This is a genomic window from Nocardia sp. MDA0666, assembly GCF_003023875.1.
Taxonomy (GTDB): domain Bacteria; phylum Actinomycetota; class Actinomycetes; order Mycobacteriales; family Mycobacteriaceae; genus Nocardia; species Nocardia aobensis.
This window is the reverse complement of the sequence record NZ_PYHT01000018.1, coordinates 1-16,904: the sequence shown is the minus strand read 5'-3', so window position 1 is coordinate 16,904 and position 16,904 is coordinate 1. Positions and strand designations below refer to the sequence as shown.

1 protein-coding gene is annotated in these 16,904 nt (G+C 69.5%); it reads right to left on the bottom strand.

Annotated elements, in window-relative coordinates; genetic code table 11:
* Positions 1-30 precede the first annotated feature (30 nt).
* On the bottom strand, positions 31-16,904 hold a 16,874-nt coding region (locus C8258_RS22815), incomplete at its 5' end, for a non-ribosomal peptide synthetase (protein ID WP_146161308.1).

Here is a 16,904-nt window from a genome sequence, read left to right as displayed (position 1 = left end):
CCACGCGGCCTTCGTCGTGTCAGGGACCGGTCACTCCGCTCGGTCGCGGTCGCGCAACAGCTCCTGCAACACCGGTCCGATCACCGCGAGCGCCTCGGGCTGAGTCATCAGCTCGTGGCGGGTCGGGACCGGGTGGTCCACGACATCCCCGGCGTACGGACGCCATCCGGCGATGACGTCGTGGGTCCGGCGCTCGTCCGCGGCGGCGCGGAAGTAGTGCACGGTGCCGTCGAACACCTGCGGCACGAATCCGCGGGTCAGCTGAACCGAACGCATGGCGCTGGTGTAGATGCGCCGCAACCGATCCTGCGTGAGCACGACCAGATCCGCCGGAATCGCATCGTGCAACCGCACGAAGTCCTCCTCCGTCAACTGGTCGAGACGCTCCGGGTCCACATCGCGAATGCCGAGTTCCGCCAGTGTCTCCTGCATCGCCTCACGGAACGTGCCGAGGTCGAACCCATGGTCGCTGTCCAGCATGGCGAGCAGGTCCACCTCGTGTCCTGCCGCGCGCAGCCGGACCGCGACCTCGTGCGCGAGCAGACCACCCAGCGACCAGCCGAGCAGCCGGTACGGCCCCTCGGGCTGGCGGGCGACGATCTCGCGGACGTACCGGTCCGCCATCTCCGCCAGCGACCGCGGTGGTTCGGAATCCTCCGACAGCGCGGCGGCCTGCACGCCGAAGATCGGCTGCTCCGGATCCGTGTAGCGCGCGAGCCCGGCGTAGCACCAGGACAGGCCGTACATCGGATGGATGCAGAACAGCGGACGCCGATCGCCCGCGGCGCGAATCGGCAGGATCAGCCCCAGCGCGGCGTCGGACTGCTCGTCGTATTCCAGACCGGCTTCCAGCGATTCGGCGATGCGCGCGGAGATACCGGCCACCGTGGGATCCAGGAAGAACCACTGCACCCGAATCTCGGCCCCGGTGACCCGGCGCAACTGATGCACCACGCGACCGGCGTTCAAACTGGTCCCGCCGAGGGCGAAGAAGTCGTCGTCCAGACCGACTCGATCGGTGCCCAGCACCTCGGCGAAGGCCGCTGCCACGGACTGCTGCAACCCGGTCACCGGTTCCCGGTAGGGACGCGCGGCGAGCGCGGGAATCGGCAGTGCGCGGCGATCCAATTTCCCACTGGCGTTGAGCGGTAGCTCCGCCAGCGGCATCAGCACCGCCGGGACCATGTACGCGGGCAGGCGGCGCCGCGCGTAGGCGGTGAGCTCGTCCGGATCGACGGCGTGCCCGGCGGCCGGCACCACATAGGCGACCAGGCGGTCCGGATCGGGTACCACCGCCGCGGCCGCGTGCGCCACCGATGCGTGATCGAGCAGTACCGCCTCGATCTCACCGAGTTCGATGCGCTGTCCACGCAGCTTGACCTGGAAGTCGGCGCGACCCAGGTATTCCAGTCCGGCCTCGCCGAACCGCACGATGTCGCCGGTGCGGTACAGGCGCCCGCCCGGCTCGAACGGATCGGCGACGAACCGCTCGGCGGTCAGCGCCGCAGCGCCGTGGTAACCGCGAGCCAACTGCACACCGGCGACGTAGAGTTCACCGGCCGCACCGGCCGGCACCTGCCGCAACTGCCGATCGAGCACGTACACGCGGGTATTGGCGACCGGATCACCGATCGGCACCGCGGTGCGCCCGGCGCCGGCCTCGGCGCGGGCGGCGGTCACCACGGTGGCCTCCGCGGGGCCGTACCAGTTGTGCAACTGCGCGGGCAGGGCGTCGTGGAACGCGGCGGCGGTACCCGTCGTCAGCGCTTCACCGGCGGCGAACACCAGGCGCAGCGGAGAATTCGGCTGCCGGCCGAGCTCCAGGAAGGCGTCGAGCATCGCGGGCACGAAGTGCACCGTGCCGATCGACTCCCGGGCGATCACCTCCGCCAGGTACTGCGGATCCCGATGCCCGTCCGGCTCCGCCACCACGATCCGGGCACCGGTCTGCAGGGGCCAGAACAGTTCCCAGGTGGAGATGTCGAAGGTGATCGGCGTCTTGTGCAACACCGTGTCACCGACCCCGTGCGGATACCGTGCCTGTGCCCAGCGGAATTGGTTGGCCACCTGCCGATGCGTGATCACCACACCCTTGGGCCGGCCCGTCGAACCCGAGGTGTAGATGACGTAGGCCGCGTTGTCGGGGCGCGGACGCGGAAGCGGTCGCGCCGCTCGCGCGGTCAGGCTCGCCACGTCCACCACCGGAATGCCGGTGGCGGTGGTGAATCCGTCGGCCGCCGTGGTGAGCACGCACAGCGGGTTCGACCCGCGCAGCACATGATCGTTGCGCTCGGCCGGATGGTCCGGATCGACCGGCACATACGCGGCGCCGCTCTCGAGGACCGCGTAGAGCGCCACCACCAGTTCCGCCGAACGCCGCATCGCCACCGCGACGCGGGTCTCCGGCCCGGCCCCCGCCTCGACCAGGGCACCGGCCAGACCGGTTGCCGCGGAACGCAATTCGGCGTAGGTCAGGGTCCGGTCGCCGAAGGTGACGGCGGGTGCGTCCGGAGTACGGTCGCACTGCGCGTGGAACAGCGACACCAGGGTGGCGTCGTCGAGCAGTTCCGGCGCCGCGGTGTCGTTGCGGGCGGCCAGGCTCGTCCGCTCGGCGTCGAGCAGCAGCCCGATGCCCGGCAGACCGCGACGCGGCGCGGCGACGAACTCACCGATCAGCATGCGCAACCTGTCGGTGACGGCGGCCGCGGCCGCCGCGTCGACGGTGTCGTGCCGGTACAGCATCTTCACCCGGAGTTGCGAATCCAGGTTCACCAGGACGGTCAGCGGGTAGTGCGTGAAGTTGACCGCCTGCAGACCGGTGACGGCCATGCCGTCGATGGTGCTCGCTTCCTGCAACCCCTCGGTGTCGATGGGGTAGGACTCGAACGCGATCATCGTGTCGAACAGGCCCTCCACACCGAGGGCACCCTGGATTTCGGCCAGCCCGATGTGGTGCTGGTCGAGCCGGGCCGCCTGCTCGGACTGCAAGCGCTGCAACGCATCCTGCACCGACCAGCGCGGATCGAACCGCACGCGCACCGGAATCGTGTTGACGAACAACCCGATCATGTCGTCGATGCCGTCGAGCTGCGGCGGACGACCGGAGACCGCGGCACCGAAGACCACGTCGTCGCGATCGGTATGGGCCGCGATCACCGCACCCCACGCCGCCTGAACCACGGTGTTGACGGTCACGCCCGCCTCGGCGGCGAACGTCGTCAGCGCGCGGGTCTGCTCCGGCGACAGGTCGAAGGTCAGCGTGCCGATGCCGTCACCCGGGGCGGCGGGCGCCGCGAGCGCCGGGGCCAGATGACTGGGCTCGAGCCCGGCCAGGGCACCGGCCCACTCCGACAGCGCCCGATCGTGGTCCTGCCGGGACAGCCACGCCAGGTAGTCGCGGTACGGCCGGACCCGCGGCAACATCGACGAATCACCCTGCACCGCATACAGAATCAGCAGATCCTTCATCAGCAGCGGCATGGACCAGCCGTCCAGCAGGATGTGATGCGTCGTCAACGCCAGATGGGTGGCGCCGGAATCGGTGCGGTACACGGTGAATCGCACCAGCGGCGCGACCGCCGGATCGAACCGGTACCGGTCCGCGGCCAGCACCTGGGTCAGCTCGTCGTCGGCCACCCCGGTCACGACCTTCCAGGGCACCGCCACATCGTCGACCACCAGCTGCACGGGCACACCGGTCGCCGTGGTGACGAAGGCCGTGCGCAGATTCGCATGCCGATCGAGGACCGCCTGCGCGGACCGGTGCAACCGTTCCAGATCGATATCACCGGACAGTTCCAGGGCGAACTGCATGACGTAGTCGTCGACGCCGTCGGCCTCCTGCAGTTCGGTCAGGAACAGCAGACCCTCCTGCAGCGGTGACAGCGGCAGCACGTCCGAGAGTCCCGGACGAGCCTCCCGCCAGGCGTCCAGTTCCGCCTGGCCGACCCGCACCAGCGGCACATCCGACGGAGTGAGGCCGCCGGCGGCCGGATCCTGGGTATGGCGGGCGAGCGCGGTCAGCGCGGAGACCCAGTCCCGCGCCAGTTCCCGCACCGCGTCCTCGCCGACGATATCGGCCGCGTACAGGAAGGTGACGTCCATGAGCGGGCCGTCGGGACCGTCGTTGACGATCGCGTTGACGTCGATCACCGCCGCCGCCGGCATGTCCGGATCTTGATCCGCGACAACCGATCCCAGTTCCGCCGTGGGCAGCCAGCCCAGATCCGGCAGGCCCTCGGGAACGCCGCCCGCGGAGACCCGGCCCAGGTAATTGAAGCTGATCTGGCCCAGTTCGCCCGCGACCGCCGGGGCGGAAGCCGGGTTGAGATACCGCAGCAGGCCGTAACCGATTCCCCGGTCGGGCACCGCGAGCAGTTGTTCCTTCACCGACTTCACCAGGTCCGCGGTCACCGTCGCGCCCGCGAACGCGGCTCCGACGTCGATGCCGGTCAGATCCAGCGAGACGGGATAGATGCTGGTGAACCAGCCGATCGTGCGGGTCAGGTCGGCGCCGGGGACCGTGGCCTCCTCGCGGCCGTGGCCCTCCAGCTTCACCCGGGTCACCGGTGCGTCGATGCCGCGGCGACCACGCCAGGTGCGTACCGCCAGTGCCAGCGCGGCCAGCAGGCCGTCGTTGACACCACCGCGGTACAACGCGGGCAGGCGGGTGAGCACGGCGTCGGCGACCTCCACCGGCACCCGCGTCTCGAAGCGACGCACGGTCCGATGCGTGTCGACCGCCGGATCGAGGGCGCGCGCGCCCAGCAGCGGATCCGGCGTCGCCAGCACGCCACGCCAGTAATCCGTCTCCGCGATCCGCTCGTCGGATTCCGCCGCGGTGACCAGACCGTGTGCCCACCGCCGGAACGATGTGCCCACCGGCGGCAGCTCGATCGGAGCACCGGCCGAGCGCTGCGCCCAGGCGACCGCCAGATCCGGGATCAGGACGCGCCAGGACACGCCGTCGATCACGTAGTGGTGCGCGGCGACGGTCACCGCGTCGCGACCGTCGGGCCGGCGCAACCAGGTGAAGGTCAGCATCCGGCCCGCCTGCGGGTCGAGCGCAGCCAACGCCGAATCCATTGCGGCGCTTGCGATCCGGTTCAATTCCTCGGCGTCGACCCCGGCGGGGACGTCGATGGTGGTGACCAGGTCGCGGACATCCACCGAACCCGTGGGCAAGGCCTCGAAGGTCCAGCCCTCGCCGGTCCGCCGGACCCGCGATCGCAGCACATCGTGGTGGTCGAGCACCGCGGCGATGGTCGCGATCAGACCCGATTCGTCGATGTGCTCGGGCAATCCGAGCACCATCGTCTGCGCGAACCGGTTGTGCACGCCGCTGCCCAGATAGGCCGCCAGCACGGGAGTCAGCGGAATCTCGCCGACCCCGCCGCCCGGCAGTTCGGCCAGCACCTCGGGTTCGGCCAGCCCGTCCGCCACGGCCACCCGGGCCAGGCCCGCGACCGTCCGGTGTTCGAACACATCCCGCGGGGTGAAGACGATTCCGGCCGCTTTGGCCCGCGACACCAGCTGAATGGACATGATGCTGTCACCGCCGACCGCGAAGAAGGAGTCGTCAACCCCGACCTCCGGTACGCCCAGCACCTGCGCGAACAACTCGGCCAGCCGCGTCTCGAGCGCGGTGAGCGAGGTCCGCGACGCCGTCACCGCGAAGGCCGGCGCCGGCAGCGCGCGGCGATCCAGCTTTCCGTTGGCGGTCAGCGGAATCGCGTCGAGCACCACGAAGGCCGACGGCACCATGTACTCGGGCAGCGATTCGGCCACCCCGGCACGCCAGCGATCGTCGACGTTTCCGGCGGACGGACGGTCCGCCGGGTCCTCGGGCACCACGTACGCGACGATGCGCGGATCGCCGGGGCGATCCTCGCGCACCAGCACCGCGGCCTGGGCGATGCCGGGGCGGGAGAGAACGGCCGCCTCGATCTCGCCGAGTTCGATGCGGAAACCGCGCACCTTCACCTGATCGTCGGCGCGACCCAGGTATTCCAGATCGCCGTCGGCGTTCCAGCGCGCGAGGTCACCCGAGCGGTAGAGCCGGGTGCCCGGCGCACCGAACGGATCCGCCACGAACCGGCCCGCGGTCAGCGCCGGCTGCCCGAGGTAGCCGCGCGCCAATTGCGTTCCGGCGACGTAGATCTCACCCGGAACGCCGACCGGCACCGGCCGCAGCCGGTTGTCCAGCAGATAGGTGCGCAGACCCGGGATGGCCCGGCCGATCACGCTGCCGTCGGCCTCGGCGACGGCCGCCGCGTCCAGGGCGCGATAGGTGACGTGCACGGTCGTCTCGGTGATGCCGTACATGTTGATCAGTCGCGGCGCGGCATCGCCGTGGCGGTCGTACCAGCCGTTCAACCGCCGCAGCTCCAGCGCCTCACCGCCGTACACCACGTAGCGCAACGCCAGTGGCGCCGCGGAGTCGGCGGCGGCCTGATCGGCCGCGTCGAGCTGATAGAACGCCGAGGGCGTCTGGTTCAGCACGGTGACCCGTTCCCGGCGCAGCAGTTCCAGGAACTGCTCCGGCGAGCGCGAGGTGTGGTAGTCCACCACGACCAGGGCGCCGCCGTGCAACAGCGGGCCCCACAGCTCCCATACCGAGAAGTCGAACGCGTAGGAGTGGAACATCGTCCACACGTCGGTCTCGTCGAAGGCGAACCAGTCGCGCGTGTTGGCGAACAGCTTCGCCACGGTGCGATGCGGCACCTGCACGCCCTTGGGGCGACCGGTCGAACCGGAGGTGTAGATGACGTAGGCGATGCTGTCGGGAGTCGGCGCACCCCGGCGCTCGGCCGGCGTGATCGGGTCGGACGACACCGCCGACAGATCCAGCCGATCCAGTTCCACCACGGTCGGGACCCCACGCAACTCGATCTCCCGATCGGAGGTGGTGACCGCGCAGATCGGCCGGGCGTCGTCGAGCATGTAGGCGATGCGGTCGGCCGGATACGTCGGGTCGACCGGCAGATATCCGGCTCCGGCACGGATCGCCGCCAGCAGTGCGACGACCAGATCCGCCGAACGCGGCAGTGCCACCGCCACCAGCGTCTCCGGACCGGCGCCCGCCTCGATCAGGGTGCGCGCCAAGCGGTTCACCCGCCGCGACAGTTCCGCGTATCCGATCCGTTCGTCCCCGAAGATCACCGCGGTGCGATCGGCGTGTGCGGCCGCCGCGGCGTCGAACGCCTCGACCAGCGTCGTCTCCGGACCGGAATCCGTGCCCGCCGAAACCCACTGTCCGAGTACGCGATCGCGTTCGGCATCGGTCAGTAGCTCGATATCGGCGACCGCGGTATCCGGCGCGGCCGCGATCTCGCGCAGCACCCGGTGGTACCGCTGTGCGAACTCACGGATCGTCGACTCGTCGAACAGGTCACGCGCATAGGTGATCCGGCCCGCGAGGGTCGCATCACCGGCCGCGTCTCCCGCCTCGAACAGCGTCACCGACAGATCGAACTTTTCGATCGCCACGTCGAAATCGACGGCCTCCACCCGGAGTCCGGGCAATTCGAACGAGCCCGACGGCAGGTTCTGGAACGCCAGCGACACCTGGAACAGCGGCGAGCGGACGGTCGAGCGCTCGGGGGCGAGCGCGTCCACGAGCCGTTCGAACGGAATGTCGGCGTTGGCGAACGCCGCCAGGTCGGTCTCCCGCTGGCGCGCGAGCAGGTCGAGGAAACTCTCGCCCGGCCGCAGCTCGCTGCGCAGCACCAGCGTGTTGACGAACATGCCGATCAGATCGTCGAGTGCGGCCTGACCGCGGCCGGCCACCGGGGTGCCGATCGCGACGTCGGCGCTGCCGGACATGCGGCCCAGCAGCACCGCCAGCGCGGCGTGCACGACCATGAACATCGTGGTGTTGGCCCGGCGAGCCAGCTCCACCAAACCCTGCCGCACGTCCGCGTCGACGGTGAAGTCGATGCCGGCGCCGAGGTAGCTCGGAGCGTTGGGCCGCGGCCGGTCGGCCGGCAGCGTGGACTCCTCCGGCAGGTCGGCCAGGGCGTTGCGCCAGTAGTCGATCTGGCGCGCCGCCAGCGATTGCGGATCATCCTCCGCGCCGAGCAGCTCGCGCTGCCAGACGCTGTAATCGGCGTACTGCACCGGCAGCGGCGCCCACTCGGGCTCGAGTTGCTGCGCCCGAGCGGCGTAGGCGGCCATCACATCCCGGGTGAGCGGTCCCATCGACCAGCCGTCGCCCGCGATGTGGTGGACCACGAACACGATCACGTGCTCGTCGGTCCGGTCGGTGAGCCGGAACAGCGCGACCCGCAGCGGAACCTCCGCCGACACATCGAATCCGACGGCGATCACGTCGATGATCCGCTCGGCCAGGTCGCGCTCGGCCACCCGCATCGGCAGAATCTGCGGAGCCGCCTGCGAGGCCGGCTCCACGACCTGCACCGGACCGTCCTGCGTCTGCGGATAATAGGTACGCAGAATCTCGTGGCGGGCCACGACATCACCCACCGCGCGGCGCAGCGCCGGAACATCCAATCGTCCGATCAGCCGGACCGCGATCGGAATGTTGTATGCCGCGGACTCGGTGTCGAACTGGTTGAGGAACCACATCCGCTGCTGCGCGGGCGACAGCGGAATCCGTTCCGGCTCCTGGCTTCCCGTCGCCGCGGGCGCCGTGCTGCGCGCGGTCAGCGCCGGGCGTGCCGCCGCGGCCGAGGTCTCGACCTGGGCAGCGAGGCGCTCCACCGTCGCGGCCTCGAACACCAGCCGCACCGGCACCTCGGCGTCGAGGGCGGTGCCCAGGCGCGCGACCACGCGGGTGGCGCTGAGCGAGTTGCCGCCGAGGGCGAAGAAGTCGTCGTCCAGACCGACCCGCTCCACGCCCAGCACCTCGGCGTAGACCGCCGCGACCGCCTGCTCCGTCGCGGTGACCGGAGCACGGAAGGCGGTGGCCTCGAAGACCGGTTCCGGCAGGGCGGCGCGGTCCAGCTTGCCGACCGGAGTCAGCGGAATCCGGTCCAGCTCGATGATCATCGTCGGCACCATGTGCGCCGGGAGCTGTTCCCGGGCGTGGGCGTCGAGGACCTGCCGGTCGAATGCCGCCGTCGCGCCGGTCGCGCCGGTCGCGGCGGGCAGCACATAGGACACCAGCGCGGTCGCGCCGCTGGGCGCCGTGCGCCCGACGGTCACCGCGAAGTCCACCGATTCGTGGGCGGCCAGCACCGCGTCGATCTCACCGAGTTCGATGCGGAAGCCGCGCACCTTGACCTGGAAGTCGTTGCGGCCCAGGTATTCCACCCGGTATTGCGCCTGGTCGCCGTCCTGCGGAGCGGACAGCCAGCGCACCACGTCACCGGTGCGGTACATCCGCACCCCGGGCAGCCACGGACAGGCCACGAACCGCTCGGCGGTCAGGCCGGGACGGCGATGGTAGCCGCGAGCCAGTTGCGCACCGGCGACGTAGAGCTCCCCGGCGACACCGGCCGGCACCGGACGCAGGCGCTCGTCGAGCACCCACGCGGTGATGCCGCGGATCGGTCCACCGAGGGTGACCGGTTCGCCCGGCCGCAGCGCGTCACTGATGTTGGTGGCGATGGTCGCCTCGGTGGGACCGTAGGCGTTGTAGAACCGCCTGGTGCCACTCGCGACCGGAACCGCCCAGCGGCGCACCAGCTCCGGAGCCCAGCTCTCACCACCCGTGACGACGACCTCGAGCTCGTCGAGCCCGGTCGGATCGACCGACGCCATCGCGGCGGCGGTGACGAACGCGTGCGTCACCCGCTCGGCCCGCAGGAATTCCGCGAGTTCCGCACCGCCGTACACGGTGGTCGGCGCGATCACCATGGTGGCCGGTCCGGCCAGCGCCAGCAGCAGTTCGAGCATCGCGGCGTCGAACGACGGGCTGGCGAAATGGAGCGTGCGCGACTGCGGGGTGACGCCGAAGCGGTCCCGCTGTTCGGCCAGGTATCCGGCGATACCGGCGTGGGTGATCAGCACACCCTTCGGCAGACCCGACGAACCGGAGGTGTAGATCATGTACGCGATATCGGCCGGCCGCAGCGGACGAATCCGATCCGTGTCGGAAACCGGTGCGCCACTGCGTCGTTCGAGTTCCAGCCCGAACGCGGGGTGGTCGAGCAGCAACCACTCCACGGTCGCCGGGAACCGGTCGCGCACCGCGCCGACGACCAGGCCGAGGCGGACCTCGGAATCGGTGACCATGCGCTCGATGCGCTCGGCGGGATAGTTCGGGTCGATCGGCACGAAGGCGGCGCCGGCCTTGGCGACCGCCCAGACCGCCAGCACCGATTCGATCGACCGCGGAATACCCAGTGCCACCCGGTCGCCGGGCCCGATGCCCCGGCCGATCAGTTCCCGGGCCAGTCGCGAGGAGCGGGCATCCAATTCGGCGTAGGTCATCGACCGTCCGCCGCCGCGCAGCGCGATCGCTTCCGGTGCGGCCGCCGCCGCGGCGGCCATCAGGTCGGGCAGGGTGCCGGCGGTGGTCACCACCGGACCGGCCACCCGGGTCAGGCGTTCGGTCTCGGCCGCCGAGAGCAGCGGAAGATCGGCGACGTCGATGGCCGGATCGGCGGCGACAGCACTCAGCACCCGGCCGAACCGCTCGGCGAAAGCACGAATGGTGGCTTCGTCGAACAGATCCCGCGCATAGGTGAACCGCACGGCCAGACCACTGCCGGTTTCGGTGACGGTGACCGTCACGTCGAAACGTTCGACGCCGGTGTCGGATTCGAGCGCTGTCGCCCGCAGTCCGGGCAGCTCGAAGCTGCCCGAAGGCAGGTTCTCGAACGAGAGGGCCACCTGGAACAGCGGGCTGCGGCCGGTGGACCGGACCGGATCCAATGCTTCCACGAGGCGCTCGAACGGCAGATCGGCGTGCGCGAAGGCAGCCAGATCGGTATCCCGCTGCCGGGCCAGCAACGCGGTGAACGGTTCGGCGGCCGCCGTCGTCGTGCGCAGTACGACGGTGTTGACGAACATGCCGACGACGTCGTCGAGTTCGGCCGCTCCACGACCGGCCACCGGGGTGCCGATGGCTACGTCGGAGTTACCGGACAGTCGCGACAGCAGCACCGCGAGCGCGGTGTGCACCACGACGAACACCGAAGCATTTCCGTTGCGGGCCAATGCCTTCAGCCCGGCATGAACGTCGGCGTCGACCACCGCGTCGACGGTGCCCGCCCGGAAGGACTGGGTCGCCGGTCGCGGCCGGTCGGCGGGCAGCGTCGATTCCTCGGGCAGCCCCGCCAGCGTGGACTTCCAGAATGCGATCTGCTCGGCGGCCAGCGAGTCGTCGTCGGTCTCGTCACCGAGCAACTCCCGCTGCCACAGCGCGTAATCCGCGTACTGCAGCGGCAGCGGAGCCCATCCCGGCTCGTCGCCGTTGCTGCGGGCCGCGTACGCCGCCATCAGGTCACGGGTCAGCGGTCCCATCGACCAGCCGTCGCCGGCGATGTGATGCACCACCAGGACGAGGGCGTATTCCTCGGCGCCGAGCGCGAAGAGAGCGACCCGGACCGGCACTTCGGCCGCGACGTCGAAGCCGCGGGCGACCACCGCACCGATACTGTCCGCCAGTTCCGTCGCGGCGACCGCGACCGGCCGCAGCTCGGGAGTGGCGTCGGCGGCGGATCGGATGCGCTGCACGGGCCCTTCGGCGTCCTGGGGGTACCAGGTCCGCAGGATCTCGTGGCGCGCGACCAGATCGGCCACCGCCGCGTTCAGTGCGGCGATATCCAGTGCGCCGGTCAGCCGCACGGCCGCGGTGATGTTGTAGGCCGGGGAGGCGGTGTCGAACTGGTTGAGGAACCACATCCGCTGCTGCGCGGGCGAAAGCGGAATGCGGTCCGGCCGCGGACCCGCGACGAGCGCGGGGCGTCCGGCGGCCGGAGCCTGTGCCTCGACCCGCGCGGCCAGTCCGGCGACGGTGCCGGTTTCGAACACCACGCGGACCGGCACCTGGGTGTCGAGGGCGGAGCCGAGCCGCGCCGCGACCCGGGTGGCGCTCAGCGAGTTGCCGCCCAGTGCGAAGAAGTCGTCGTCGCGACCCACCCGCTCGATGCCGAGCACCTCGGCGAACACCGCCGCCACGGTCTCCTCGATGGGTGTGGCGGGGGCGGTGTACTCGTGGGTCTCGAAGACCGGCGCCGGCAGCGCCTTGCGATCCAGTTTCCCGGATGTGTTGAGCGGCAACGCCTCCAAGACCAGCACGGCCGAAGGGACCATGTAGGACGGCAAGCGGTCGGCGACGGCGTCGCGCAGAGCCGCGGAGTCCAGCGCGGCATTCGGGGCGGCGACCGCATAGCCGACGAGCTGCTCGCCGGCCGGTCCCGGAGCGACGACCGCGACCGCCTGGCTGACGCCCGGAACGGCCAGCAACGCGGCTTCGATTTCGCCCAGCTCGATGCGCTGGCCCCGGAACTTCACCTGGAAGTCGATCCGACCCAGGTAATCGAGAACCGGATCGCCGGATGCCGTGCGAGTCCAGCGGACGAGGTCGCCGGTGCGATACATCCGAGCCCCGGCCGCACCGAACGGATTGGCCACGAACCGATCCGAGGTCAGATCCGGACGACGCAGATAACCGCGCGCCAACTGATCACCGGCGAGATACAACTCACCGACCACACCATCGGGCACCGGCCGCAACCGCGAATCCAGAACATAGACCTGCGAATTCCACTGCGGCACACCGATCGGCACCGACGCACCGGCGCCGGGCACCGCCGGCCAGTAGGTGATCGAGACCGCAGCTTCGGTGGGACCGTAGAGGTTGTGCAGTTCGGCGTCCGAGACGGCGGCGAAGGCGCTCACGGTCTCCGGCGGCAGCGCCTCACCGATGACGAACACATGCCGCAACGAGGACAACTGCGCCCGATCCGCATGCGCGGCGAACACCGACAACATCGACGGCACGAAATCCGTCACCGTAACCCGCTGCGCCGCAATCGTTTCCGCCACATACTGCGGATCGCGATGACCATCGGGGGTCGCCACCACCAGCGTGGCGCCCGCCCGCAACGGCATGAAGAAACCCCACAGCGATACGTCAAACGTGGTGGCGGTCTTCTGCAGATAGACGTCACCCGCGGCCAGCGGATACTGCGACAGCATCCACTCGATCTGATTGTGAATCGCCTCGTGCGAGACCGCCACACCCTTCGGGCGGCCCGTCGATCCCGACGTGAAAATGACGTACGCGGTATCCGAAGGCCGAACCGGCGCCCGCAGCTCCGACTCCGCCAGAGCATCCACGGCTACCGACGACAGATCAACCGTGTCGATCTCCACCACCGGCACACCACCCGGCACCACGAAACCATCACGCGACACCGTCAACACACACACCGGACGCGCCACATCCAGCACATACCCCACCCGCTCCACCGGATGATCCGGATCCAACGGCACATACGCACCACCCGCAGTCAGCACCGCATACATACCGACCACCAAATCCACCGACCGGCGAACCGCCAACCCCACCAACGACTCCGGCCCCACACCACGCGCCACCAACACACGCGCCAAACCATTGACCCGCGCATCCAACTCCGCGTACGTCAACGACTCCCCACCCGGACCCACCACAGCAACAGCCCCCGGCGACCCCACCACCGCACGCCGGAAACCATCCAACAACAACCCAGCAGACACCGGATACGCAGTCTCATTCCGACCACGCACCACACCAGCCAACTCACCCGCCGACAACACATCCACATCACCAACGGACCGTTCCGGGTCGGCCAGCAGCGCATCCAGCAGCCGCACGAAGCGAGCGGCGAACGCGTCGACAGTCGACTCGTCGAACAGATCCGTCGCATAGGTGAACAGTGCCGCGGCCGGGGCGGATTCGTCCTCCGGCGGCGAAATGGTCAGTTGCAGATCGAATTTCGCGATCGCCCCGTCGATGCCCAGTTCGTCCACGCGGATTCCGGGCAGCTCCAGACCGGCCTTCTCCAAGTTCTGGAAGAACAGCGCGACCTGGAACAGCGGGTGGTGCGAGGGAGCGCGAACCGGATCCATCACCTCCACCAGGCGCTCGAACGGCAGCTCCGCGTGGGAGAACGCGGCGAGGTCGGTTCGTTTCACCCGCGCCAGCAGTTCGGTGAAGCTCTCGCCCGGATCGATCTCGGTCCGCAGCACCAGGGTGTTGACGAACATGCCGATCAGATCGTCGAGCTCGCGTTCGCCGCGGCCGGCCACCGGGGTGCCGATGGAAATGTCAGAGGTACCGGAGAGCCGGGCCAGCAGCGCGGCGAAGGCCGCGTGCACCACCATGAACTCCGAGGAGTTTTGTGCCCGCGCCAACCGGATCGCCGCGGCGCGCGTGGACGCCGGAATGTCGAAGGCCAGGGTGCGTCCGACGCCCGAGGCGGTGTATGGACGTGGCCGATCGGCGGGAAGGTCGAGCCGCTCGGGCAGACCCGCCAGCGCCTCCCGCCAGAAGGCGATCTGGCCGGCGGCCGCCGACTGCGGATCTTCCTCGTCACCCAGCAGATCTCGCTGCCACAGTGTGTAATCCGCGTACTGCACCGGCAGCGGCGTCCAGGTGGGCGCACTGCCCGCTTCCTGCGCGAGGTAAGCGGTCATGAGATCGCGGACCAGCGGCGCCACCGACGCGCCGTCGGCGGCGATGTGGTGCGTCACCAAGACCACCACGTGCACATCGGTCTCGGGCTCCAGCACCGCGATCCGCAACGGCACCTCGGCCGCGACGTCGAAACCGCGAAGCGCGAATTCGGTGACCCAGCCTTCGATCTCGCTCTCGGCGATCGGAATCACCGGCACGTCCGGCACGACCGACGGAGGCAACACCGACTGGTAGCCGACACCGTCCACGGCCGGGTAGACCGTCCGCAGCACCTCGTGCCGGGCCACCAGATCGCCGATGGCCGCGCGCAGTGCCGTGATGTCCAGTGCGCCGGTCAACCGGACGGCGAACGGGATGTTGTTGGCGGGCGAGGTGGTGTCGAACTGGTTGAGGAACCACATCCGCTGCTGCGCGAGCGAAAGCGGAATGCGTTCCGGACGCGGCCGGGCGGTGAGCGCCGGGCGATCCGCATCGGACCGGTTCGTCTCCACTCGGGACGCGAGGGCCGCCACACTGCCGGCCTCGAAGACCAGGCGGACCGGCACCCGGGTGTCGAGGGCGGAGCCGAGCCGGGCCGCGACCCGGGTGGCGCTCAGCGAGTTGCCGCCCAGCGCGAAGAAGTCGTCGTCGCGACCCACCCGCTCGATGCCGAGCACCTCGGCGAACACGTTCGCCACGAGTTCCTCGACCACGGTGACGGGCGCGGCGAACACCTGCGCCTCGAACACCGGCGCGGGCAACGCCTTGCGGTCGAGCTTTCCGGAGGTGTTGAGCGGCAACGCATCCAGCACCGTCACGACCGCGGGCACCATGTACGAAGGCAGGGCCGAGGCGAGACCCGCACGCAGCGCCGTCGGATCCAGGTGCTGTCCGGGTGCGGGCACCGCATAGCCGACGAGTTGTTCACCGGTGGGTCCGGCGACGACCAGCGCGACCGCCTGGCTGACGCCCGGAACGGCCAGCAACGCGGCTTCGATTTCGCCCAGCTCGATGCGCTGCCCCCGGAACTTCACCTGGAAGTCGATCCGCCCCAGGTAATCGAGGGCGCCCGCGTTCCAGCGGACGAGGTCGCCGGTGCGATACATCCGAGCCCCGGCCGCACCGAACGGATTGGCCACGAACCGATCCGAAGTCAGATCCGGACGACGCAGATAACCGCGCGCCAACTGATCACCGGCGAGATACAACTCACCGACCACACCATCGGGCACCGGCCGCAACCGCGAATCCAGAACATAAACCTGCGAATTCCACTGCGGCACACCGATCGGCACCGAAACACCCGACGCATCGGCCGCGGTGACCTCGCGATAGGTGATCGACACCGCCGCTTCGGTCGGGCCGTACAGATTGTGCAACCGCGCATCCGACACCGCACCGAACGCAGCGGCCGTCTCCGGCGGCAGCGCCTCACCGATCACGAACACATGCCGCAACGAGGACAACTGCGCCCGATCCGCATGCGCAGCGAACACCGACAACATCGACGGCACGAAATCCGTCACCGTAACCCGCTGCGCCGCAATCGTTTCCGCCACATACTGTGGATCCCGATGCCCATCCGGAGTCGCCACCACCAGCGTGGCACCCGCCCGCAACGGCATGAAGAAACCCCACAACGACACATCGAACGTCGTCGCCGTCTTCTGCAAATACACATCACCCGCACCCAGCGGATACTGCGACAACATCCACTCGATCTGATTGTGAATCGCCCCGTGCGACACCGCCACACCCTTCGGACGACCCGTCGAACCCGACGTGAAAATCACATACGCCGTACTGTCCGCACCCGGCCGCACCGGCAACTCCGCATCGGTCAACGGACCCGACGCCACACCCGACACATCAACCGTGTCGATCTCCACCACCGGCACACCACCCGGCACCACGAAACCATCACGCGACACCGTCAACACACACACCGGACGCGCCACATCCAGCACATACCCCACCCGCTCCACCGGATGATCCGGATCCAACGGCACATACGCACCACCCGCAGTCAGCACCGCATACATACCGACCACCAAATCCACCGACCGGCGAACCGCCAACCCCACCAACGACTCCGGCCCCACACCACGCGCCACCAACACACGCGCCAAACCATTGACCCGCGCATCCAACTCCGCGTACGTCAACGACTCCCCACCCGGACCCACCACAGCAACAGCCCCCGGCGACCCCACCACCGCACGCCGGAAACCATCCAACAACAACCCAGCAGACACCGGATACGCAGTCTCATTCCGACCACGCACCACACCAGCCAACTCACCCGCCGACAACACATCCACATCACCAACGG